16 protein-coding genes are annotated in these 26455 nt (G+C 36.5%); 5 read left to right on the top strand and 11 right to left on the bottom strand.

The genetic code is table 11. The annotated features are described in order from the left end of the window. Positions 1–2 precede the first annotated feature (2 nt). From SCA31_RS02820 to SCA31_RS02810, 3 genes are all read right to left on the bottom strand, one after another. Positions 3–917, bottom strand: coding sequence for a ribonuclease Z (locus SCA31_RS02820; protein ID WP_410695337.1), 915 nt, complete (start codon positions 915–917; stop codon positions 3–5). Positions 918–1050: 133 nt separating this feature from the next. Then, positions 1051–1638, bottom strand: coding sequence for an RdgB/HAM1 family non-canonical purine NTP pyrophosphatase (rdgB, locus tag SCA31_RS02815; RefSeq protein ID WP_410695335.1), 588 nt, complete (start codon positions 1636–1638; stop codon positions 1051–1053). 29 nt (positions 1639–1667) lie between these two features. Then, positions 1668–2498, bottom strand: a complete 831-nt coding sequence (locus SCA31_RS02810) for a CPBP family intramembrane glutamic endopeptidase (RefSeq protein WP_410695334.1) — start codon at positions 2496–2498, stop codon at positions 1668–1670. A 228-nt stretch (positions 2499–2726) separates the two neighbouring features. Here SCA31_RS02810 and SCA31_RS02805 point away from each other — a divergent pair, with 228 nt between their 5' ends. The 3 genes from SCA31_RS02805 to SCA31_RS02795 all read left to right on the top strand — a co-directional run bounded on the left by SCA31_RS02805 (position 2727) and on the right by SCA31_RS02795 (position 6585). After that, the gene (locus tag SCA31_RS02805; protein WP_410695332.1) at positions 2727–3443 is read left to right on the top strand and encodes a hypothetical protein; all 717 of its coding nucleotides are present in this window, start codon (positions 2727–2729) and stop codon (positions 3441–3443) included. 257 nt (positions 3444–3700) lie between these two features. Further along, positions 3701–5296: a peptide chain release factor 3 gene (locus SCA31_RS02800; protein ID WP_410695330.1), complete on the top strand. Its 1596-nt coding sequence runs from the start codon at positions 3701–3703 to the stop codon at positions 5294–5296. Positions 5297–5637: 341 nt separating this feature from the next. Next, the gene (locus SCA31_RS02795; protein ID WP_410695328.1) at positions 5638–6585 is read left to right on the top strand and encodes a DUF4349 domain-containing protein; all 948 of its coding nucleotides are present in this window, start codon (positions 5638–5640) and stop codon (positions 6583–6585) included. 166 nt (positions 6586–6751) lie between these two features. On the opposite strand, the gene SCA31_RS02790 is transcribed toward SCA31_RS02795, so the two are convergent. Next, on the bottom strand, positions 6752–7117 hold the full coding sequence (locus tag SCA31_RS02790; RefSeq protein ID WP_047485689.1) for a hypothetical protein: 366 nt from the start codon (positions 7115–7117) through the stop codon (positions 6752–6754). Between the two features lie 21 nt (positions 7118–7138). Beyond that, on the bottom strand, positions 7139–8278 hold the full coding sequence (locus SCA31_RS02785) for an acyl-CoA dehydrogenase (protein ID WP_076353842.1): 1140 nt from the start codon (positions 8276–8278) through the stop codon (positions 7139–7141). Between the two features lie 356 nt (positions 8279–8634). Between SCA31_RS02785 and SCA31_RS02780 the strand changes: the two genes are divergently transcribed. After that, positions 8635–10413: an AMP-dependent synthetase/ligase gene (locus SCA31_RS02780; protein WP_410695327.1), complete on the top strand. Its 1779-nt coding sequence runs from the start codon at positions 8635–8637 to the stop codon at positions 10411–10413. A 185-nt stretch (positions 10414–10598) separates the two neighbouring features. Here the strand turns inward: SCA31_RS02780 and SCA31_RS02775 are convergent, their stop codons facing one another. From SCA31_RS02775 to SCA31_RS02765, 3 genes are all read right to left on the bottom strand, one after another. After that, positions 10599–11375, bottom strand: a complete 777-nt coding sequence (locus SCA31_RS02775; protein ID WP_109620131.1) for a zinc ribbon domain-containing protein — start codon at positions 11373–11375, stop codon at positions 10599–10601. Between the two features lie 2 nt (positions 11376–11377). After that, positions 11378–12475, bottom strand: coding sequence for a Nif3-like dinuclear metal center hexameric protein (locus SCA31_RS02770; protein ID WP_410695326.1), 1098 nt, complete (start codon positions 12473–12475; stop codon positions 11378–11380). A 125-nt stretch (positions 12476–12600) separates the two neighbouring features. Continuing rightward, entirely contained in the window at positions 12601–13449 is an 849-nt protein-coding gene (locus SCA31_RS02765; RefSeq protein WP_410695325.1) for a hypothetical protein, read from the bottom strand. Positions 13450–13698: 249 nt separating this feature from the next. On the opposite strand from SCA31_RS02765, the gene SCA31_RS02760 reads away from it, so the two are divergent. Next, positions 13699–14526 carry an ion transporter gene (locus SCA31_RS02760; protein ID WP_410695323.1) on the top strand — a complete coding sequence of 276 codons (828 nt, stop codon included), beginning with the start codon at positions 13699–13701 and terminating at the stop codon, positions 14524–14526. A gap of 385 nt (positions 14527–14911) precedes the next feature. On the opposite strand, the gene SCA31_RS02755 is transcribed toward SCA31_RS02760, so the two are convergent. The 3 genes from SCA31_RS02755 to dnaE all read right to left on the bottom strand — a co-directional run bounded on the left by SCA31_RS02755 (position 14912) and on the right by dnaE (position 26325). Then, positions 14912–17701, bottom strand: coding sequence for a T9SS type A sorting domain-containing protein (locus SCA31_RS02755; RefSeq protein ID WP_410695322.1), 2790 nt, complete (start codon positions 17699–17701; stop codon positions 14912–14914). Positions 17702–17827: 126 nt separating this feature from the next. Next, complete coding sequence (locus SCA31_RS02750) at positions 17828–21325, bottom strand: T9SS type A sorting domain-containing protein (RefSeq protein WP_410695321.1); 3498 nt, start codon at positions 21323–21325, stop codon at positions 17828–17830. A 332-nt stretch (positions 21326–21657) separates the two neighbouring features. Further along, the gene (dnaE, locus tag SCA31_RS02745; RefSeq protein ID WP_410695320.1) at positions 21658–26325 is read right to left on the bottom strand and encodes a DNA polymerase III subunit alpha; all 4668 of its coding nucleotides are present in this window, start codon (positions 26323–26325) and stop codon (positions 21658–21660) included. Positions 26326–26455: the final 130 nt, after the last annotated feature.

Genomic DNA, 26455 nt, shown 5'->3' with positions numbered 1-26455 from the left:
ATTTAAATTTTTACACTTTCCAAGGCCTTTGGTAAGAATGAATTGGGAAAAACATTTCTGGCTTCATCTGTAAACACTGTCAAATCGGCATACCTGTTGGAAAAATGCCCCAGAATCAGTTTTCCTACCTGGGCTTTTTGAGCAATGGTAGCAGCTTCCAACGCTGTAGTATGTCCCGTATAATCTGCCATTTCTTTCAAATCATGCAAAAAGGTAGATTCGTGGTATAAAACCGTTACATTTTTAATAATCGGAATTACAGATTCAAGATATCGGGTATCACTACAGAACGCATAGGACACTGGTGGAGCCGGCTCAACAGTTAAAACTTCATTTTTAAGGACATAGCCATCACTTAATACAAAATCTTTTCCTGCTTTTATATTATGATAATCACAGGTTTCAATTTCACTGTATTTAGCAATTTCCTGCATATTAAGATGCCTGTCTTTGGGTTTCTCTTTAAAAAGATAACCGTTACAGTAAATTCTGTGATCTAAAGGAATAGTATATACCTCTACTCTATTATCTTCATAAATTTTCTCAGAATAGTCCTTATCCAGTTCATGATAAACCACCTCAAAACCACGGTGGGTTTCTGTAATCTGAAAAATAGTTTCCATCATCTTCTTAATCCCTTTGGGTCCATAGACATGCAATGGATTATCTCTTCCCAAAAGACGGAAAGAAGCAATAAGACCGGGAAGACCAAAGCAATGATCTCCATGAAGATGAGAAATAAAAATATGGTTGATTTTTGAAAATCTGGCTTTTGCTTTCCTCAGCTGTACCTGTGTTCCCTCACCACAATCGATCAGGAAGAGTCTTTCTTCCATTTCCAGCAACTGGGCCGTTGGTGAAGTATTAATAGTCGGAATCGCCGAGTTAAAACCTAATATTGTTAAATAAGTACTCAAATCAATAGTTTATTGAAACAAATGTACGACAGAAAATTGAAAACGTATATTTTACCGTCAAATTTAAAAGGAAAAGCATAGTGAACCATTCCACTGGAAAAGAGAAATGGTTCTTCTATTAGCTTGTTATATTTTAATCAGTCACTTTTAAAAAATCCATAAACAAGTCTAGTGCCTGCTTACGGTGGCTGATTTTATTTTTATCTTCAGGATCCATTTCTGCAAAGGTTCTTTCGTGTCCTTCAGGAACAAAGATAGGGTCATAACCAAATCCTTTGAACCCTTTATTTTCAGTCAATAAATTCCCATGAACTCTTCCTTCAAAGTATTGAGCCCCGTTTTCATCATAATAGCATAAAACAGTAACGAAGTAAGCCTTTCGGTTTTCTATTCCCTGCAGCTCTTCCAATACTTTTTCAATATTCTTTGCAAAATCATGATCTCCTGCATAACGGGCAGAGAATATCCCAGGTCTTCCATCCAAAGATTCTACTACCAGACCGCTGTCATCACCTAAACTGGGAACTCCCGTCTTTTCAAAACAATACTTTGCTTTAATTAATGCATTGGCATGAAAAGAATCTCCATCTTCTACAATTTCTTCGTGAATATTATAATCTGTAAGGCTTTTAACCGTACATTCATTCCCAAGAATCTGCTGAATTTCTTCTTTTTTATGTTCGTTATGTGTTGCTACCAATAATTCCATCTCTATATTCATTTTCAATTTTACTTTTTTAACCCGGTTCATTACATTTCAGTATAATGTACTTTATACTTTTTCATAAAAAGATAATAGAATAAAGAAAAAAGTACAATTCCTACAGCTAGAATAAGCCATTCTGAAACATTAAGAACCTTTGCAAAACTTTCATCTTTACCGTAAAGCACCAGTAGCGACAGGGTTAAATTATTAAACGCATGCAACAATATCGGCATCAGTAAAGACTTTGTTTTATGATATACCAATCCCAGCACACAGCCCAGCATCACTGCACTGATAAACTGCCACGGATTCCCATGAACCACCCCAAAAATGATGGAAGCGTACAAAATTGCTTTCCATGGTTCTACTCCTTTATTAATCAATCCTTTTTGGATGATCCCCCGGAATATAATTTCCTCAAAAACAGGAGCCATAATCACGGTCATGATAATCATAACTACCTGATTATCGGTCAATTGACTCATTAATTGGGTAAAATATTCATAAAAATCGCCAAAGAAAAGTCCTGTTGTTGGGATCTGAGCTGCAATAAATTCTGAAATAAACATCATCCCCGCCATCATTGGAAAGATGAGAAGATAGGTAGAGAAATTAACAGAAGACAAATTAAAGCTAAGCTTCTTTTGGGTGGTACGTCTTACAATAAAAAAATCAAAAAAGGCAATAGCCGTAAGGAAACCTACAGAATTTGCCACCATAAGAAACCAGTCCTTAAGTTCTAAATTTTCCTTGAAAGCCACTTTCCAAAAGGTACTGAATAGAGAAACAGCCATTGTTCCCACAAACAATCCAACTACTAAGGTAACACCACCCAGCCATGTGAAAGTAAACTTCGGATACCTGCTATTTTCCATTCTTTTTCTCTGTAAAAATTTATAAAAACAAAGATAATTTTTTTGAATGCTACAGACAACTAAAAAGGAAAATACTTATTTTCGCCTTAATTGCATAAAACCACAAAATGAACACTTATTTACCGTTTTTAATTTTTGTTTTACCATTTTATCTGGCAACAACAGCAGCTTAATCTGTTGAATCATAACTCTGCCCTGGGATATAGCATTTATCTAAAGATCATGTGAATGGAGAAAAAATTTCAAATGATAGAATCTGAGGTTAACTGGCCTATAACTTATATTGTCTTGTGTGCAGCATGGTTGGTGACTACTGTAATAGCAGCTTTGATTCTGTTGCTTTTTTATGAACTTTTCAGTCATAGTTTCAATGATTACTACTTATATCATCTGGATCGATTTTTCATTATTTTTATTACAGAAATCGTATGCATTATCATCTCTATCTTTTTGATTCCTTATATGATTAACATCAGACAAAAAGAATTTCAAAGGGTGGTCATCAATGAAAAAGGACTTTGTATCTACAATTACGGTAATGAGATCATTACCCAGACTTTATACACAGAACTCTTCAGCTCTGACGATTCTTTTCTTCCCGATGTAAGAAGTGTAACAAATACACAGCCTTCCTTCACGAAATCAATAAAGATTTTTAAGAAAAATGAAACTGGACAGATACAGGAAACTGCGATTGATTTCAATCATGGTTTTTACATTTTTAAAAATAAATATGAACTATACAGGCACTTTTTACAGGGTATTCAAAATTTCAGACCGGATCTAAAAATAGGACAACACACACTAGAAGAGTACAATCTTTCTGAAAAAACACATCCGGTGCAAAAATCGGCAGAATTTGAATTTTTTATAATGATTATTTTACTTGCCCTTATCTTTGGCTTATTGTATTCCATTGTACTTGTTATTAATTTTCTGGTGTAGAGGTTAGATTTTCGACATCAGATATTTAATAACAGAAATTTTATTTATTATTAAAATCCGGGCAGCCTGGCTTTCTCGGTAGATTTACACTCATGCTCCGATCCCCTTAAACATATCCATTCTTCCACTCTAAAACTCTTAAATCCTTTCATAGTAAAACCTACAAACTACCCGCTCATCATCCCTCAATAATTTATTTATCAAATTATTTGAAACCCTCATAAAAAATCACGATTTTTGCGACTTCAAAATACGATATGTCAGACTTAATCAAAGAAATACAAAAAAGAAAGACCTTCGGGATCATTTCGCACCCGGATGCTGGAAAAACTACTCTTACGGAAAAACTATTACTTTTCGGGGGTGCCATTCAGGAAGCAGGTGCGGTAAAGTCCAATAAAATAAAAAAAGGAGCTACCTCCGACTTTATGGAAATTGAAAGACAGAGAGGGATCTCTGTAGCCACTTCCGTATTGGCTTTTGAATATAAAGACCATAAAATTAATATCCTTGATACTCCTGGTCACAAGGATTTTGCTGAGGATACCTATAGAACATTAACTGCCGTAGATTCTGTAATTGTTGTAATTGACGTTGCAAAAGGGGTTGAGGAACAAACTGAAAAATTGGTTAAGGTTTGTAGAATGAGAAACATTCCGATGCTGGTATTCATCAATAAACTTGACCGTGAGGGTAAGGATGCATTCGATTTGTTGGATGAAGTAGAACAGAAATTGGGATTAAGAGTTGTTCCGCTTTCCCTTCCAATTGGTATGGGTAGTGACTTCCAGGGAATTTATAATATCTGGGAAAACAATATCCAGTTATTCCTTGAAGAGAGAAAGCAAAAGGTAGGTGAATCTATTACTTTTGATGATATTAACGACCCATCCATTGATGAGGCAATAGGACCAAAAGCGGCTCAAACATTGAGAGAGGAGTTAGAACTTATCCAATCTGTATATCCTGAATTCAGCCGTGAGGATTACATGAACGGTGATCTACAACCGGTTTTCTTTGGTTCTGCCTTAAACAACTTTGGGGTACGTGAATTATTGAATGCATTCATCGAAATTGCTCCAATGCCACAGCCTAAAGAGAGTGATCTTCGTATGGTAAAGCCGGAAGAAAATAATTTCACAGGATTTGTTTTTAAGATCCACGCTAACATGGACCCTAAGCACAGAGACAGACTTGCATTCGTAAAGATTGTTTCCGGAACATTCAAAAGAAATGAAAACTATCTATTGGTAAGAGAGGGCAAAAAAATGAAGTTTTCTTCACCCAATGCATTCTTTGCTGATAAAAAAGAGGTGGTAGAGGAAAGTTTCCCTGGTGATATTGTGGGTCTTCATGATACGGGAAGTTTCAGAATTGGTGATACCTTAACAGGTGGTGAAAAGCTAAGCTTCAAGGGTATTCCAAGCTTCTCTCCTGAACATTTCCGTTATATCAACAATAATGATCCGCTTAAGGCTAAGCAATTGGCAAAAGGTATTGATCAGTTGATGGATGAGGGAGTTGCACAGCTATTTACCCTGGAAATGAACAACAGAAAAATCATCGGAACTGTGGGTGCACTTCAGTACGAAGTTATCCAATACCGTCTGGAGCACGAGTATGGGGCAAAATGTACCTATGAACCATTATCCATGCATAAGGCATGCTGGGTAGAAGCAGATGAAAAATCTGAAGAGTTTAAGGAATTTGCAAGATTAAAACAGAGATTCCTTGCCAGAGATAAATACGACCAGTTGGTATTTTTGGCAGACTCATCATTCACTATTCATATGACACAGGAGAAATTCCCGAATGTAAAGCTACATTTCATCAGTGAGTTCCGAGATCACTAAGTAAGAGAGTAAAATCACCAAAAATATAGATCCGCAGATAACTTCTGCGGATTTTTTTATGATATACTTTCTAAAAACCACCCCGTCAAAAATTCTTTGAATTTTCACCACCCCTCCGAATGAGGGGAATTTTTAGATTTCCAATTTAATATTTGGAGAAAAGATAAAATTTTCAAGCAATTTCATGTTTCAAACGCAGAAAAACTCTTTGTAAATCTTTTGTAAAACAAATACAACATATTGAAAATCTAATAATTATAATTTTACGAATACAATACATTCCATTTACAAGGACTTCGAAAGCTTCATGACTAATTTTACTTCATCAAAAAATTAATGTTATGAAAAAATTCATTTTACTAGCAGTTGTATCAGGTACATTCATTATGTGTGGTAAAAAAGGTGAGATTTCATCATCTAAGATTGGGGAAGCTGTACAGAGTATAGACAGCGCTGCCACTGTTGCTACAGAAGCCATTGATAATGCCAATACAACAGCCAGCCAAGCTCTGGACTCTGCAAGCATAAGAATAAAAGATATTGAAAACACTAAAAACGACATTCAGCAGAAAATAGAAAATACTTCCAAGATGGTAGATTCTTTATCAGATAAAATTGCTTCTACAAAACTGGAATCAAAAATTGAGAAAAAGGATTCTTCTGCAAAGAAATCTGAAAAGATCGTGGTGAACGTTCCTGCTCCAAAGGTCATCAAGGAAACGAAGATTATTTATAAAGACAAGCCTAAAAATGATAGCTATGAACTGAATATACCAAAAGATAAAATGGTAAAAACAGGATATCTCGTTATAAAGGCAGATAATGCAGAAACTGTAAAGGAAATTATCCGAGAAGAAGCCATTAAAAACAACGGTTATATTAAAAGTGAAAATCTTTCCTATTCAGAATCAGCCAATCATCGTGAAGAAAACCAAAAAATATACAGTATAGATATCAAAGTTCCTATCCAGCATTTTGATGGCTTAATGGAGGCTCTCAACACCAATATAGGAGATATTGAGACTAAAGATATTCAGGTTTCAGGGCGTAATTATGCTGACAATACCATCTGCAGCATTAATATAAACATTACGGATAAAACGGAGGCTGAAAAAGAACCTACAACTTTCGGTGGAAAATCATTGGCAGCGATAGAGTCAGGCTGGGATGTCATTACTTCCATTTTCCTGTTTCTTCTTCCATTGTGGCCTGTATTCCTAATTGGTGGTATTGGATACTATTTTTATAAAAAGAAAAACAAAAACACTCCTAATAAAGATTCTCAATAGATTTTAAAGTCCATCCTCAGGGATGGATTTTTTATTTTAAATACGTATGAGGATAGATTGATATTTTAAGTTTTAGCTAAGGCCGGGTAAACATGGTTTATTTATTTTTTAAGCGAAAAAAAGCTTCTGAAAAGAAAAAAGGCCTCCCAATCGGAAGCCTTTTAAATTATTTCATATTCACTACTTTATCTACAACAAACTTTGTGTTTCCTCTCCACGGAAGAGCACCATTGTATTCCTTGTAATGGAGGTCAAAGGTTTTACCACTGTTGGTTTCCAATTGCTTGAAAACTTCAGGATCATCTACAGAAAACTCAAACTCATAGCTTGTAATACCTCCTGCTTTTCCTTTTCCGAAACCTTCCTGAATCAGTTTACCTTCATAGGTCTTGAATACATAGCCTTTTTTCATGGCATAATTCAGATATCCGGATTTTACTCCTTCTCCGAAAACGAAGAAGTACTTATACCATACAAATACTCCTAACAATAGCAGTACGACGCCTAGGGTGATCCACAAAGATTTTTTCATAGGTAGTGTGTTTTATTAAAATTATTTTGCGATACTTCTGGAGATCACGATTTTCTGAATTTCAGAAGTTCCTTCGTAGATCTGAGTGATTTTTGCATCTCTCATTAGTCTTTCTACGTGGTATTCTTTCACATATCCATATCCACCGTGGATCTGTACAGCTTCAATAGTAGTATCCATTGCTACTTGAGAAGAGTATAATTTTGCCATTGCTCCGCTTTCAGAGATATCTTTTCCTGCATCTTTTTCACATGCTGCCTTGAAGCATAGCATTCTTGCTGCAGTAATCTGAGTAGCCATATCTGCTAATTTGAATGCAATTGCCTGATGGTTGATGATCTCCGTTTTGAATGCTTTTCTTGTTTTAGCATATTTCAAAGCCATTTCATAAGCTCCTGAAGCGATACCTAAAGCTTGAGAAGCAATACCGATTCTTCCACCATTCAATACAGCCATAGCAAAGTTGAATCCGAATCCATCCTCACCAATTCTGTTTTCCTTTGGAACTTTTACATTGTTGAAGATCAAAGAGTGTGTATCACTTCCTCTGATTCCCAGTTTATCTTCTTTTGGTCCGATTTCAAAACCTTCCCATCCTCTTTCTACGATGAAAGCATTGATGCCCTTATGTTTTTTCTCAGGATCTGTTTGTGCAATTACGATATAGTAAGAAGCAGTTCCTCCGTTTGTAATCCAGTTTTTGATTCCGTTTAATAGATAGTAATCTCCTTTGTCTTCAGCAGTTGTTTTCTGAGAAGTGGCATCAGAACCAGCTTCCGGCTCAGATAAAGCAAATGCTCCGATTACTTTTCCACTTGCCAAAGGAGTAAGATATTTTACTTTTTGTTCTTCAGAAGCAAACTTTTCAAGACCGGCACAAACCAATGAATTATTTACAGACATTACAACAGCTGCAGATGCATCTATTTTTGCAATCTCCTCCATTGCCAGCACGTAGGAAACGCTGTCCATACCTGCTCCTCCGTATTTTGGGTCAACCATCATTCCTAAAAGCCCCATTTCACCCATTTTCTTCACCTGCTCTACAGGGAACTTCTGGTCACGGTCTCTTTCAATAACTTCAGGTAATAATTCGTTTTGTGCAAAATCTCTTGCTGCCTGCTGAATCATCAGCTGTTCTTCCGATAAATTAAAGTCCATAAAAAAAATAATTAGATAGCCGTAAATTTACACTTTTTAAGCAAATCTGAAAAAATAAATTGGAATGGTGAAAAAGGCTGGAATAAAGACGACTGGGAGAGCTTTTGGATTCAGGTAGTGAAAAATGGAAAACCATCAAAATCTCAAAAGGAAATAAAATAAAAACTATGCATTTTTAAAAAGCGGCATTAGTGGAGTAATTCAACAGCAAAGCAGTCTCTATCATACTTACGGCCTCCTTTTTGATAAAAAATATTATGGTAAGCATTTAACTAAATTTCAATTATTAAATTGAGAGGCCTACAATTAAAAAAAATGCTTATATTTAAATTTCTTTATAAATTATTTAAAAAATCATGACGATCAAAAGATTATTCGATATTCCGCACTATGCTTTAGAAAAATATCCTAAAATGGATATGTTTGTTACGAAGTATCATGGTGAATGGAAAAAAACTTCTACGCAGGAGTTTATCAATGAGGGAAATAAGATATCCAGAGGATTATTGAAGCTAGGTATAAAACCTGGTGATAAGATCGCTTTGATAACCACCAATTCCCGAACGGAATGGGCTATTATGGATTTTGGACTTTCACAGATCGGTGTTGTTTCAGTACCGGTTTACCCAAGTATTTCCTCAGAGGATTACGAATTTATCTTCAACAATGCAGAAATACAGTATTGTTTTGTTTCTGACAAGGAACTTCTTAATAAGGTAATGAAGGTAAAGCACAATATCCCGAGTTTACAGGGAATTTTTACTTTTGATAATATAAGTGGAGCTGCCAATTGGAAAGAAATTTTGGATTTGGGTGAAGATGAATCCACACAAATAGAGGTTGAGGATCTTTCCAACGCCATCAATACTGAAGATCTCGCAACTATTATTTATACTTCCGGCACTACAGGAAGACCTAAAGGGGTGATGCTTACCCATAATAATATCGTATCCAATGTATTAGGATCCATCCCAAGAATTCCTAAGAAAAAAAGCCTTGACTATAAAGAAACAAGAGCCTTGAGTTTCCTTCCTATCTGTCACATTTTTGAAAGAATGCTTTTTTATCTGTATCAATACAACGGTTTTTCTCTTTACTTCGCAGAGAGCATTGAAAAAATGGGTGAAAATGTAAAAGAAGTGAAGCCCCACTATATGACTGTGGTACCTAGATTGATCGAAAAGGTATATGATAAAATCTATAATACAGGATCTTCTGCAGGTGGATTAAAGTCAAAGATTTTTTTCTGGGCTTTAAATCTTATTTCCAAAAAGAAAGTCATTTCCAAACCGTCAGGAATTCAGGAAATGATTGCTGATAAACTGGTTTTTTCCAAATGGAGAGAAGGTCTGGGGGGTGAAATTGTTACTCTGGTTTCCGGATCTGCAGCATTGTCTACAAGACTGAACCTCATGTTTCAGAATGCAGGGATTCCCATTTTGGAGGGATATGGCCTAACAGAGACGTCTCCTGTAATTTCTGTAAACAGTTTCAGCAAAATGAAAGTAGGAACCGTAGGTATACCATTGGACAATCTAAAAGTAAAGATTCAGGAAGATGGTGAGATTACCGTAAAAGGGCCATCTGTATTTAAAGGTTATTTCCAAAACGATGAAATGACCAGAGAAGCTTTTACTGAAGATGGATTTTTCAAGACTGGCGATATTGGCCATATTGATAGTGAGGGGTTTTTACAGATCACAGACCGTAAAAAAGAAATGTTCAAAACATCCGGTGGTAAATATATTGCTCCCCAAACCATTGAGAACCTTGCTAAAGCTTCAAAATTCATTGAACAAATCATGGTTGTAGGTGATGGTGAAAAAATGCCATGTGCATTGGTGCAGCCTGACTTTGAATTTGCAAAGAACTGGGCCATGAGAAATAATCTCAACATAGGCTCCACACCGGAAGAAATTGCTAAAAGCAACGAGCTGAAGCAAAGAATTGAAAAAGAAATGGAGGGAATCAATGAGCACCTTGGAAACTGGGAGAAAATCAAAAAGATTGAATTGACTCCTGAAATCTGGAGCATTGAATCCGGACTTCTGACGCCAACACTGAAACTTAAAAGAAAAGCAGTAAAAGAAAAGTTTATTGCTCTGTACAATAAGATGTATGATCATCAGGAATAAAATAAAAAGACCGCTTCATAATTGAAGCGGTCTTTTTATGATTTTGGTAAAACCCAATGCTATTGAAAGTATCGATTTTCACAGATTTTGGTGAAAGCTCAGATTCCTCAAAAGACTTTAATTATTGAAATAAAAAAAGCTGCTTCATTTCTGAAACAGCTTTTGTATTATGTAAAATCTAATAATTAGAATTTAATTACTGATTTCATTTTGTCGTTTTCTTCCATTACCAACTCATCGTCAACAAGGATTTTTCCAGAATGCTCATCAATAATGATTTTCTTTCTCTGAGCGATTTCCATTTGCTTTTGTGGAGGAATAGTAAAGAATGATCCTTTTGGAGCTCCTCTTTCTAATCCTACTACAGCAAGACCGTTGATAGAGCTTGTTCTGATTCTGTTGTAAGAAGCCAATAATCTTTCGTCAATTTTACCAGCGAATTCTTTAGATTGCTCTATTAAGTATTCTTCTTCTTTCTGAGTTTCAGAGATCAAACCATCTAATTCTTCTTTTTTGAATTTCAAGTGATTTTTTAAATCGTCGATCTTTGAAGTTAGTTCACTTAAAGTTTCGTTTTTGTGAGCAATTTTAACTCCGAATTCCTTAATTCTCTTTTCAGCAAGTTGAATTTCCAAATCCTGGAATTCAATTTCTTTCCCTAATGCTTCAAACTCTTTATTGTTTCTTACATTATCCTGTTGAGATTTATACTTCTCAATTAAAGTTTTTGCATGGTTAATAACTTCATGCTTTGTTTTGATCTGATCGTCCTGATCTTTAATGTCTGCATGAAATTTTTCAGCTCTTTTTTCAAGACCTTCAATCTCGATTTCAAGATCTTCAACTTCAATTGGCAATTCTCCTCTAGTATTTCGGATTTCATCCAATCTTGAATCAATGATCTGTAAATCGTATAAAGCTCTTAATTTTTCTTCAACTGAAATATCGTTGGTTTTTGCCATATTTAAATGAAATAATTTACTGGGTTTGTTTTTTCAATAGATTTTGAAATTGCAAATGTACTAAATTTTTGTGATAAAATTTCAAATAATTGTTGAGTTACAAATTGTTCTGATTCATAATGTCCTATATCACAAATCAACATTTTGGACTCTGCCAAGAAATAGTCGTGGTATTTGATATCTCCGGTAAGGTAAGCATCACATTTCTTGGAAACTGCAGATCGGATTCCGCTGGCTCCAGAACCTCCCAGAACCCCTACTCTTTTAATTTTTTTGTTGTTGAAAGAAGAATGTTTTATGACTTCAAGACTGAACTTTTCCTTTACAAATCTTAAGAAATCCTTTTCATTCATCTCTTCTTCCAGCTCACCATACATTCCCAGTCCGGTATGATGATTTTTGTTATCCAGGCTATATACCTGATGGGCTACTTCCTCATATGGATGGGCATTTTTCATTGCTCCGATGATCTGGCCTTCCTTATAGTTTTCAAAAATCACAGAAATCATATCTTCATCAGCTTTCTCACGTATATTTTGCTGTCCGGAAAAAGGGTTTGAGCCTTCTATTGGCCTAAATGTCCCGTTTCCATTGATTGTAAAGCTGCATTCATCATAAAATCCTATGTTTCCGGCTCCAGCAGCAAACATGGCTTCCCTTACTTTATCAGAATGCTCCTTTGGAACGAAGACCGTCAGTTGTTTTAGGTTCTTTTCCTTTGGCTGAAGAATTTTCATGTTCTTTAATCCCAATTGGCTGCATATTCCATGATTTACCCCAAAGAAATCATTATCAAATGCGGTATGAATGGCATAAATAGCAATTTTATTTTCAATAGCCTTTAAAACGGCTCTTTCTACATAATTTTTTCCTGTTAAGGACTTTAAGCCTGAAAATATAATAGGATGAAAGCATACAATAAGATTACAGTTTTTTTCAATTGCTTCTTCTACTACATTTTCCAAGGCATCATGACAAACCAGAATTCCGGAAACATCACGATCCGGAACCCCGCACAGCAACCCTACGTTATCAAAATCCTCTGCCTGTCTGATGCTTATTTCTTCTTCTATTTTTGAAATTACAGTTCTTAACTTCATTCGTCTATATTTTTACAGTTACAGCGAAGATATTAATTTCCCTAGGATTCCGAAAAAAATTTATCTGCCCATAAAAAAGCCGGACTTTTCGGACCGACTTAAATTTGTGTTTTTAAATATTATTTTTAGTCTTTGAAGAGGGATACCCTTGTAAAGGAATCCACCACTACCCCACAGGATATATCTGACTCCATGAAAAGCTGATATCCTCTACCCGGATCCAGGCTGGCAGGATCTGCAATGGTGTAGAAATAAAAGGTTAGAAGGTTACCTACTCCACTTGAGCCACTTGGGACCAATTGAATAGAATTAATTTCAAAACCGGAATCAGGATTTTTGAAAGTTGCTTTTACAGATCCGGAAGAATTGGATCCCGGAGTTATATTAGCAATAAGCCTCCAAAGATGTACCTGACCATAGATTTCATTTTCTCTCCATTTACCTGTTGCTGCAATATAAATATTAGCTGTGACCCCCGGAAAGGGAACTGTAGTTTCCGGCCAGCTTGTGGTAGGACTGGCAGCAAAGACCAATGGTGTTGTATACGTCACCTGTTGTCTTGCTCCATAACCATTTCCTGAAGCATTTAAATTAAGAGAGGGTTTTACATTTGCGTTTCCAGAATTCACTTTAACGACACCATCATTACCAGCCTGAGAAGATGTGGGAACAAAAAGCTGTCTCCAGAGGGTACCATCCCAATACTGGAAATTATTCGTTGTCGTATTAAAAATAAGAGTTCCTGCAGTAAGATTAGCATTTACAACACCTGCAGGAGGCACTGTTAAAGCATCATTATCAGCTAAGTAAGTATTTCTGTCCGTATCTGTAAGTCGGGGAATAAGAATACCTTTCTGATTGGAGACAACATCAAGCACTGTTGCTTCATTGGGATTCGATGTATTAATACCCACCTGTGCAAACATAAGAGTACCTACACAAAGTGGAATGAACAAAGTTAAAAATTTTCTCATGATCTTACGTTTTGTTGAATAAAATTACAAACTATAGTTAACAATATGTTAAAAAATAAATTTTTATATGTCATATGTTTTTCGTAATTTAAAATACACAAGTCACTGTAAACCATTATATTAAACTGTAATAATTCACTTTTAAATGAAAGAAAAACCGTTAACATTTTAAACTTTCTTTTAACAATCATATATATAGCCTATACTTCATGAAAATTATTAACTTCGCTGTGAAATAACTGAATGTACATGGAAAGAGAACACAACCTTGTTCCTGAAGACAAACTTTGGAAAAGATTCCTTTACCGAATAATTTATCGCTCCGATACGAGGCTCGGAAAACTCTTTGATATTATATTATTATCCTTAATCCTTGCAAGTACTGCCATTATTATGATGGAAAGTGTACCTCAGCTGGATAAAAGATTTCATTATACTTTTCTGGTTCTTGAATGGGTTATTTCCATTTTTTTCACTGCCGAGTACACCATGCGGATTGCAGTAATCAAAAATAAACGTAACTATATCTTCAGTTTCTTTGGTATTATTGATTTTCTTGCGTTGGTTCCTTTCTTCCTTAGCTTTTTCTTCCCGATCACCAAATATTTCCTGATCTTCAGAATGCTGAGAATGCTGAGAATCTTCAGGATTTTCAATTTACTGGATTTCATGAACGATGGCTATTTGATTGTAAGGGCATTAAAAAACAGTTCAAGAAAGATTTATATATTTCTTCTGTTTCTGATCATATTTTCGGTTATTGTAGGTTCACTGATGTTTATGGTGGAGGGTGGCCGCCAAGGTTTTGAAACCATCCCTCAGTCTATTTATTGGGCGGTAGTAACAGTAACTACCGTAGGATATGGAGATGTATCTCCTATTACTCCGATGGGAAAGTTTTTTGCAGTCATTCTGATGCTTGCAGGTTACTCCATTATTGCTGTTCCTACGGGAATTGTAACAGCAGAAATGCGAAATAAAAGACAAAACCTGGAAATGATCTGTGACCGCTGTGGCAATGAAGATATTGATGATGATGCAAGATATTGTAAGCAGTGTGGCAAGAAATTAGCTTGATATTGAATATCAGTTTAATCTATTCACCAAATACCACAAAATCATGGAACCAAAAAAGAAAAATAGACCCAATAGTTTAGTGATTATTCTTTTCGCACTCATTGCGCTGATGATTATCATTTATTTCATTCTCGTTATGTTCTTCCCAACTATTTTTGATCTTATGAATACGGGAGATATACAGCCAGTACCTGACAAGTAATGAATAACAACAAATAAATTACAGATTATAATCTGTTTTAAATAAAAAGAAGAGCGGAAATTTCCACTCTTCTTTTTTAGCTCTAAGAATCTTATCAGTTCCTTAAATCAAATTATTCTCAATATTTTTCCGCAAAAAAAAGCGGATCAAATGATCCGCTTCTTTATTTCAATAATTTTTCAATTATTTCTTAATTGCTTTAACCGTCTGCTTAGTTCCATCTTTCATATTCAGAACTACTAAATACATCCCTTGTTTTAAGTCTCCTAAATGAAGAACAGAAGAAGGGCTTTCAATAGTTTTCACCAATCTGCCTGAAATTTCCAGAACAGAAATAGATTTTACCTCATCTGCTTTTGAAATATTCAATACTTCTGCAAACGGGTTTGGATATACCTTAATATCATTCTTAGCTTTAGCTGTTTCTGAAGTTCCTAGATTTTCTTTATTGATAGTAATCGTAAAGGTCTCTTCCAGTTTATCTTCATCATCAGAATAATGTCCTACATTCACATAGTACACAGTTCCTGCAACCGTTGCCACTGATACTGTTTCAGCAGTACCCCCACCACCGTTATCAGCAGTAGCTACACAAGTTAAATTATCACAGCTTCCGCTGAAAACTCCAATTTGAGGATCGAAGCTACTTCCTGCAGGCATTGACACCGCAATTTCGTGAGCCGTACCATCTCCTGTGAAAGTAAACCAAGTACCATCATTCATTGGATTATTTGAGCAAGTAGTAATGAATCCACCGTTATTAGTAGCTCCAGCCGCATCGGCCTGAGTATAGCTATAAGGGAACACAGTTGCTACCAATGCACCAGCACAAGCATCATTTGCTGGAGGAGGAGGCAAGGTTCCTACACATATCTTAAAGCCAATGGCCGTTTCTGTTCCACCGTACGTGAAAACTCTTACATAATAAGTACTTCCTACCGTAAGACCAGAAGCAACACCTGATAGAGGATCTGAACATAGAACACTTACTAAGGCATCACAACTTCCACTGAAAACCTGGAAATAACTATCTGTAGTCTGGCTTGTACCAAGAGAAACAACATCACTTAATGTAATGGTATGACTACCTGAAGTTGCCGTAAATTTAAACCATACATCATCATCAGGAGTACCACTACAAGGATCCGGAGCCATACCTGAATCTGTTGCTCCAAGTGTATGACCAGCAGTAACTGCTCCACAATTCATATTTGGATTTACTGTCAGAGTAACAGCACTTGCACAATCATCATTTGTTGGCGGCGGTGGTAATGTTCCTACACAGATGTTGAAACTTTGAGCTCTTCCCGCTCCTCCATAACTATAAACTCTTACATAATAAGTTTCACCTGCGTTAAGGCCAGAAGCAATTGATGAATCAGGATCTGAACATAAAATGCTTGTCAAACCTCCACAGCTTCCGCTGAAAACCTGGAAATAGGTATCTGTACTTGTACTTCCTGTTCCTACCCCAACAATATTTCTAAGTGAAATAACATGAGATGATGCAGTTGCTGTAAATTTATACCATACATCATCATCAGGATTACCAAAACAAGGATCTGGGTCCAAGCCAGAATCTGTTGCTGAAAGGGTTGTCCCAGCGGTAACAGCACCACAATTCATATCAGGGTTTACCGTTAGGTTAATTGCTGCAGCACAATCATCATTAGCCGGAGGTGGAGGCAATGTTCCTACACATATATTGAAGCTTTGAGCACTTCCTCCGTCACCATAGCTATAAACTCTTATATAATAAATTCCTCCTACAGTAAGTCCGGTTGCAGTAGATACTTCTGCATCTGAACATAAAACACTGTTCAAGACAGCACAATCACCACTGAAAACCTGGAAGTACGTATCTGTACTTGGGGTCGTTCCCGCAGCAACAATATTCTTAAGTGAAATCACATGATTTGACGCAGTAGCTGTAAATTTATACCATACATCGTCATCTGGAGTACCAGAACAAGGATCTGGACTCAATCCGGAATCCGTTGCCGAAACCGTTGTTCCAGCAGTAACACTTCCACAGTTCATGTCTGGATTTACTGTAAGGTTTACAGCAGCTGCACAATCATCATTGGCCGGAGGTGGAGGTATCGTTTTAAACTTTACATCAGTACAACCTGATGACTCACCACCTGTCCCAACTGAACTCACTCTAAGGTAATAAGTAGTATTAAGGGAAAGAGGAGCTGCCGGCGTGAAGCTGGTTGTAGTTACCGCTTGCTGATTCACGATATCTGTTCCTCCCGGAGTTGTTCCTAGAGAAACTTTGTAACTTGTAGCCCCTTGTGACGCATACCAAGTAATAGCAGGAGACAATGGTACTAAGACTGCATTATTTGCAGGATACATTACTGAAGCACACACTGGTAATGTGCTTGGAGTAAGTCCCATAAAACTTACAACTGATCTGTATCCTAAAGATGTCCCAACTGGAGGATTGGAGGGATCCGGATCCTCAAAGTCACTTGAATAGGCAATAGCTCTATCCTGCACTGTATTATAAACATGAAATACTTCCTCATCATCATAATCAGACATATTCTCGTCTATTGCAAGCACTAGGTTCTGAGTATTATTATACGCAAATGGTGTAGCGAAAGTAATTTCTACGACTCCGTTTGAACTTGAAACAGTTCCAGAAAAAACTTCTGTCATCTCTGCAACAGGAACCCAGCTGCTACCAGATGTAAAGTTAGTCTTTGTGGTATGACCAAGATAAACAACCCAATCGGATGAATTGTCTATAGTACCAGCAGGATCCAGGTAAAATTTAAGACCTGTAATATTTCCTGCGGCATTTGCATTAATTTCCTGCTTTGTGAAAATTTGTTGGGTATAGGAATACCCATAATAGGTATTGACCGGAGCATTTCCGACGGTTGTACTACCCTCACCCAATGTGATTTGAGCACTCAGAATCATGCTTACGGCAAGTAAGCACAAGAGTAAGATTTTCTTCATATTTAATTTTTTTAAGGGGGTTATTGTATTTGCCAAATTAATAATAATTTAAATACAACCTTAAAAAAATATTAAAAAAAAGCAGCAACCATTTGGTTACTGCTTCAAATACGTATATTATTCGGCTTATTTCTTAATTGCCTTAATTATTTGTCTTGATCCGTCTTTCATATTTAATGCTATTAAATACATCCCTTGTTTCAAGTCTCCCAGTTGAAGAACTGAAGAAGGTTTTTCTATTGTCTTCACTACTCTTCCAGCAAGATCAATAACAGAAATAGACTGTACTTTAGTTATGTCTGAGATATTCAGAATATCAGCAAAAGGATTAGGATAAACTTTAATATCTTTTATTTTCTCAGTAACAACTTCAGATGTTGCTAATATAGTACTCGTAATATTGATGTCAAAGTTTCCTTCCAAATCGTCTGTTATTACGGAATAATATCCCACATTCACATAATATACAGTTCCTGCAACAGAACTGAAAGTAAGGGTTTCAATATTCCCAACCCCTGAAGCTTTTTCGTCTGCTGTACCTACACAAGCAAAAGCTCCACAACTTCCAGTATATACAGATACTCTATGATCCCAGGCTGTAGTACTCTTTGCAGAAACAGTCATCTCTCCTCCATTTCCTGTAAATTTAAACCACATTCCATCATTGGATCCTGAGCAAGTCGTAATAAATCCAGTTCCGTTAGTAGCACCCGTTCCATTAGTCTGCGAGTAAGCATATGGGAAAGATGCCGCAAGCAATGCTCCTGAACAGTTATCATTTGCTGGTGCAGGATTCGCATTTACGGTGAATGTTCTTTCAGCACATGCTGTTGAAGTATCGGTATTTACCTTGTAATAATATTTAGTTCCTAATGTTAATGGAGCTGTAACGGTGTATGAAGAAACATTTCCAATATTTACATTATTCATAATATCAGATCCACCTGCCGTTGTACCAATAGTTAAGTTATAATATGCTGCTGCTGGCATTGCATTCCATTTTATGATAGGATTTATCGGTTGAAGCGTTGCAGCATCCGCAGGATATGTCACAACTGGGCATGCTCCCTGAGTTGTAAAGTTATTTGTTGAGCAAGCAGTTCCTGTAAGTGCTCCGGCATATCCTGTTACTGTATAATAATATTTAGTTGTAAATGCTAAAGACGCAGTAAGAGTATATGAAGTAACATTTCCTATATCTACATTATTTAAAATATCTGTTCCTCCAGAGGTAGTTCCCATAGAAATTCTATATCCTGTAACTCCTGTAATTGCTCCCCAGGTAATAGTAGGCAGCAGAGATACACCAGTTGCGCCTGAGCTAGGTGAAGAAACGGAAGGACACAAAGTAGATGTTGTAAAACTTCTCTCCGTACAAGCAGTTCCTACTGTACTTCCTGAATAAGCGATCACTTTATAATAATATTTCGTACCAAATGCTAAAGACGTAGTAAGGGTATAAGTAGCTGCATTTCCTACATCTACGTTATCCATGATATCATTTCCACCTGCAGTGGTTCCCATCGTGATTCTATATCCTGTAACCCCAGGTATTGCACCCCAGGTAATGGTAGGCAATATTGAAACGCCTGTTGCTGAAGCACTAGGTGCAGAAACGGAAGGACACAAAGTAGATGTTGTAAAGTTTTTTTCTGTACAAGCTGTTCCTACTGTACTTCCCGAATAAGCAATCACCTTATAATAATATTTCGTGCCGAATGCTAATGGGGTAGTAAAAGTATAGGTAGCTACATTTCCTACATCCACATTATCCATGATATCATTTCCTCCCGCAGTAGTTCCCATCGTAATTCTATATCCTGTAACTCCGATTATTGCCCCCCAGGTAATAGTTGGAAGCACAGATACGCCGGTTGCAGCTGAACTTGGTGCCGAAACAGTAGGACATAAAGAATTTGTTGTAAAGTTTCTTTCTGAACAAGCTGGCCCCATTGTACTTCCTGAATAAGCAATCACCTTATAATAATACTTGGTATTGAATGCTAAAGGCGTAGTAAGAGTGTAAGTAGCTACATTTCCTATATCCACATTATCCATGATATCATTTCCTCCAGGAGTAGTTGACATCGTTAATCTGTATCCTGTAACCCCAGGTATTGCCCCCCAGGTGATCGTTGGAAGTACAGATACCCCAGTTGCTGCAGTACTAGGCGCAGAAACAGAAGGACATAAAGTATTTGTTGTAAAATTTCTCTCTGTACAAGTTGCCCCCTCTACACTTCCTGAGTAGGCAATCACTTTATAGTAATACTTGGTATTGAAAGACAAAGGAGTAGCCAATGTATAGGTTGCTACATTTCCTACATCTACATTATCCATGATATTATTTCCGCCTGCGGTAGTTCCCATCGTAATTCTATATCCTGTAACTCCAGCCATTGCAGTCCAAGTAATAGTTGGAAGCACAGATACTCCGCTTGCGGCTGAACTAGGTGCTGAAACAGTAGGACATAAAATAGCCGTTGTAAACGTTCTCTCTGTACACCCTGCACTTGTAGAGGTAGGGCTATAACTATTAACTGTATAATAATATTTTGTATTAAACAACAATGGGGTCGTAAGTGTATACGTGGTAACATTTCCTACATCTGCATTATTCATAACATCTGTACCACCTGCTGTACTTCCTATTGAAATCTTATAACCCGTAGCTCCCGATACCGATGACCAGCTAATAGCAGGAAGTGCTGACACACCTGTTGCTGCTGAACTAGGCGAAGAAACAGTAGGACAGCCAATATTCAAAGTCATGAAAGAGCTCTCTGAACATCCGGTGTTATTCCCAAGATTATTAGTAGGAATTACCTTTACATAGTATGGTGTTGAATAATTCAAAGTATTTGCAGTAGGAATGATATAGCTAAGAGTATTTCCCACATTTACATTATTCAATACATCTGTTCCTCCAGGAGTAGTTCCTATGTTAAGTAAATATCCTGTAGCTCCGGCCGCACTATTCCATTTCAGTGTAGGGTTTCTGGAAACTGCTGTTTCTGCTGCTGCAGGTGCTACCAATACCGTACATCCAGGAGGAGTAGTGATTGGCTGATTCAACTTGATCTCATCAAATCCTAAATAGAAATCTGACGGAGAAACATAGTTTGCCGTAATCCTGAATTTAAAATCCGCCCCTGCAGGAATTGTTCCTGCGGGAATTGTTCCTGAAACAGTAGTACAAGGAATTGGAGTCGCATTTGGACTATCAAGATTAACAGGAGCAACCAATGTAGTCCAGTTTGCTCCCGCATCAAGAGAATACTCCGCTGTAAAATTCCCCTTGATAGCTCCTGTACTCAAATATCCTTTGGCCGCATACTGGAATGAATAATCAAGAGCCAAGCCATTCGAATTGAGAGAAGAATAAACAAGATTATAAGACGTTACATTGTTATAAAGATTTCTATACGCCATATTTGATCCTGCACAAGCAGGACCAGAACCAGACCACATTCCTATTGATAAGGATTGTGTTGCTGTTGAGGGTAGCGCAGATGAGGTCCACCCGGCAGGCAGGGACGATCCTTCAAATCCCTCATTAACGAGAATCTGTGCAGAGGCCCCTACACCGAGGGCCATCATACACATCAGTAGAATTTTTTTCATAAATAGTAATAATAATAGTTAGGACGGTAAAAGTAAATAATATTTAAATAAATATCATAAATTATTAAAAAATATTATTTAATAAAAGACAAAATCCTTTTATTTTTATTAAAAAACTAAATATTTATTTAATTTTAACACATATTTAAAAATAAATAAAAATAATTCAACTAATTAAATATCAGCTGATTAAATAAAAATAAACTAATTCCTACCTATACATAAAATACCATTTAACATAAAAATATATTTATCTAAAAAAACATAACATTGATTAATAAAAACAAAAAAAGTGGCAAAAAGCCACTTTTTAATCAACTGTATCAGCAATTTTAATTCAAATAGAATTCATACTTATTAAGTAGTTGTATTTCTTTGATCAAATCGCCATTTAAATCTACGGAATGCTTCATAGACTGAACTTCAATATGGGAGTCATCATCAATATTTTTAATAAAGAATTTCAATTTTTGACTTCCTTTATTTCGATCCAGCACTGTTCTGAAAAAGTCCAAATCTTCCGGTCTTACATCCATCACATCCATTACAAGAGAAATACTTTTAGCAAATCTTTCAAAAGCTTCCTGAAGCTCTATCACATCATTTACATTCACGAAAACACGTCCATCCTTTACCTGGGCAAATTTTATTTTGAATATAACAAATCTCTGAACCTCAAGTTTTTCTTTCAATCTCATATAATCCCTATCCCCTAATCTAAAGGAATAGGACCCTGAATAATCCTCCAAGGTTACAAAAGCTACTTTTTCACCACTTCTGAAACCATCCTGAACTCTATATTCTGTAATCAAACCTGCAACAGTATACTCTTTTCCACCGCCGCCATTTTCTCTTTCTTTTTGAAGTGTTTTCCAGTCTTTCTTTTTTTCCTCAAATAATTCTTCAGGTTTATTGGCAAATGCCTGCTCCTTATAAGCATCTACCTCATCAAGATTCAAGAATCCAAAAGTTCCCTTTGGTTCTGCTTTTTTTGTTACTTCTTCTATTACCTCTTCATCTCCCACAGACAATTCATCAGAAACAATCTCTGTAAGATCTGCAGTTTCATCTTGTGAATCTTGTTCCAATACAGGAGCTTCATCTGTAGTTACTTTTTCCTCTTCTTCTTTTTCCAGAACAGATTTCTTAGAAAGTCGCCCCTGCATAAACTGAAACTGGTATTTAAATTCATCTAATGGATGAGCAGAAAGATAGAATCCGATAGTTTCTTTTTCTTTGTTTAATTTATGCATATTTGGCCATTCAGGACAAGGTGCTAATTTGGGCTGTTCAATCTGTACCTCATCTGCAAAGTCAGCAAATAGAGAATGTTCCATCTCATTTTTACTTTCCTGAAAACTTTGTCCATATCTGATTAGTCTTTCCAAATTAGTTCTACCTGCCATATCAATATCAAAATACTGACCTCTGTGGAAAGAACCTAATTCATCAAAAGCACCAGCCAGTACCAAGCTTTCCGCTACCCTTTTATTCATATGAGAAGGCATTATTCTTTCAAAAAAATCGTAGATATTTTTAAATCTTCCATTTCCTCGCTCCCTGGTAATCGCTTCACTTGGCCCTTCACCAATTCCCTTGATAGCCCCTAATCCAAAACGGATCTGTCCTTTTTCGTTTACTGAAAATTTATATTGAGATTCATTCACATCAGGACCTAAAACATCAACTCCCATACTTTTACAATCCTCCATGAACATGGTAATCGAATCCGTATTGTTAATGTTATTACTCATTACACTTGCCATATATTCAGCAGGGTAATTCGCTTTTAAATAGGCAGTTTGATAGGCAATAAAAGCATAACAGGTAGAGTGAGATTTGTTGAATGCATATTCCGCAAAGGCTTTCCAGTCGTTCCAAATTTTTTCAAGCCTTTCTTCATTCAGATTATTTTTTCTACCACCTTCTATAAATTTAGGATACATTTTATTAAGAACATCAATCTGCTTTTTACCCATTGCCTTTCTCAGGGTATCTGCCTCACCTTTTGTAAAGTTGGCCAGTTTTTGAGACAAAAGCATTACCTGCTCTTGATAAACAGTAATTCCGTAGGTTTCCTTTAAATATTCTTCTGTTTCCGGTAAGTCATATACAATCTCTTCAACACCATGCTTTCTGTTAATAAAGTTTGGAATATACTTGATTGGACCTGGACGATATAATGCATTCATGGCAATAAGGTCAGCAAAAACCGTAGGCTTAAGCTCCCTCATGTACTTTTGCATCCCGGGGCTTTCATACTGGAAAATACCAACTGTTCTTCCCTCTTTAAATAACTGATAGGTCTTCGTGTCGTCCAATGGAATGTCATCAGGATCAATATCCACACCATACCTTGCTTTTACAAGCTTTAGAGCATCCTTAATGATCGTTAATGTTCTAAGCCCAAGGAAGTCCATTTTCAAAAGACCGGCGCTTTCTGCTACTGAGTTATCAAACTGAGATACCAAAATATCGGCATCCTTGGCTGCAATAGTCACAGGTACCAGATTACTCACATCCTCCGGCGTAATAATTACCCCACAGGCATGAATTCCTGTATTTCTGATACAGCCCTCCATTTTTTTAGCACTTGCCAAAACTCCGTGGCGTGAATCATCAGGGCTTTCAAGAACATACCTCATCTCATCGACAAGCATTTGTTCTTCAGGTTTTAATTTATCATATTTTGCCAATGCTTTCGCAATGTTCATTCCTGGTGTTGAAGGAATCAGCTTGGCAATATTATTGGTATCCGGGATAGGCACATCCAATACCCTTCCTGCATCTTTAATGGCAGATTTACCACCTAATACAGAATAGGTAATAATCTGCGCTACCTGACTTTGACCGTATTTATCAATTACCCATTTAATAACTCTATCCCTTCCCTCATCATCGAAGTCAATATCAATATCGGGCATCGAAACCCTTTCCGGATTCAAGAATCTCTCAAAAAGGAGATCATATTTAATTGGGTCCACATTCGTAATTCCAATACAATAAGCTACCGCAGATCCGGCAGCAGATCCTCTTCCGGGACCTACCCAAACTCCCATGTTACGGGCCTCATTACAGAAATCCTGTACAATAAGGAAGTATCCCGGATAACCGGTATTGGCAATTACCTCCAACTCAAAGTCAAGACGTTCTTTTATCTCATCTGTAATTCCCGTTTCTGCATATCTTTTTCTTGCCCCTTCATAAGTCAAATGGGTAAGATAAGCCATCTCACCGCGCTTCCCGCCATCTACCTCATCTTCAGCGTGAATAAACTCTTGCGGAATATCAAACTTTGGAAGAAGCACATCCCTTTTTAATGTATAAGGTTTAAATTTTGCAAAAAATTCATCGTAAGCTTCAAATGCATCAGGATATGCTAAAAAGGTCTCTTTTATTTCATGAGAGTTCTTAATATAATATTCTCCGGTTGAAAGCCCTCTCCTCTTACCAAATCCTTTTCCAATAGGAGTGGAAAGTTTTTCACCATCTTTAATACAACTTACAATATCCTGAATATTGGCATCATCTTTATTGCTATAAAAAGTTTGGTTTTGAGCTAGAATCTTTACATTATATTTATCTGCAAAATAGAGAAGCACCTCATTCAAATGCTCTTCCTCCGGTAATTTATGATTCTGAAGCTGAACATAAAAATCATCTTCAAAGGTATCTTTCCACCATTTAAAAAGCTCCTCACCTTTTTGCTCACCCGTATTTAAGATAGCATCAGGAATATCTCCAAGAATCCCTGAAGTTAAAGCAATAATTCCCTCCTTGTACTGAGCTATTAATTCACGACTTATCCTAGGAACCCCAAAGTAAAATCCTTTCAAAAATCCAATACTCGAAAGTTTTGCCAGGTTTTTATAGCCGTTAAAATCCTTTGCTAAAAGTACAACCTGCGTCCTTCTATCCGGATCATCCTTGGTAAACTGCTTTTGCTCATAACGGTCTGAAATATAAAATTCACATCCCACAACAGGAATCAATGGTTCTGAAACAGGCTCTACGTCATTAAATTCTGTTCCATTTTCTTCTGCCTCCTGTTTTTTTGCTAAATATTCTTTATGTTTTTTTGCTCTGTCTCCATTCGCTCCCTCTACGGCAGAAACAAACTTGAAAGCTCCCATCATGTTTCCCAAATCTACCATACCGACAGCCGGAAAGTTTTCATCAGAAGCCTTTTTAATCAAATCATTAATACTCGAGGTAGCCGTTAATGTTGAGAAAACACTATGATTGTCAAAATTGAAGTATTTACCGAGATCAATCTCATCAATACTTCCAAAATCCTGCTGCTTTTTCTTATTATTAAAATCTGCAACCTGCCTACGGATAACAATTCCAAAAGGTTTAATGGGATCAGGATAAAGACTCTTAAAATAACTCAGCTGATCTTCCGATATCTTCAGAATTTCTGCAGGAACTATTCCAATTCTCATCATTTCAAAGAAAACCCTTGCTGTAGCATTTACGTCTGCAGCAGCATTGTGAGCTTCATCAAATTTAGTCCCATAAAGTTTTTCGTAGAGTTCTTCAAGTTTTGGAGACTTATATCTCCCTCCTCTTCCACCGCCCAACTTACAGTAGTCGGTTCCCAGAATCATGGTATCAGCCTTTGGCTTTTCCTGAAGATTATCTTTTAAATTTTTCCTATAAAATTCTGCTCCTACGATATTGTAGTCAAACTCAACATTATGTCCGGAAACCACCCTTACCCTTTCAAGAACTTTAGAAAATTCTTCCAAAATCTCCTGAAGATCTCGTCCTTCTTCATTAGCAATTTTAGTGGTAATCCCGTGAATCCTTGCAGCATTAAAGGGAATATCATACCCCTCAGGTTTTATTATATAATCCTGATTCTCAATTAAATTACCATTATCATCATGCACCTGCCATGCAATCTGTACCATTCTCGGCCAGTTATCTGAATCTGAAAGTGGTGCGTTAAAATTTTTAGGTAAACCGGTTGTTTCTGTGTCAAAAATTAAATACATATAATTTTCTAACTTTTTTATAAAAAAGAGAATGTAAAGTTACTTCATTTTTTCCAAAAACCCATCTAAAACAACAACACAAACAACAGATATCGTTTTAACAATTCGCAAATAAAAACAAATTAAAGCA

Source organism: Chryseobacterium sp. SIMBA_028 (assembly GCF_046535285.1).
Classification (GTDB): domain Bacteria; phylum Bacteroidota; class Bacteroidia; order Flavobacteriales; family Weeksellaceae; genus Chryseobacterium.
Note: the sequence above shows the minus strand (reverse complement) of the source record. Positions and strands in the feature narration are given on the sequence as shown.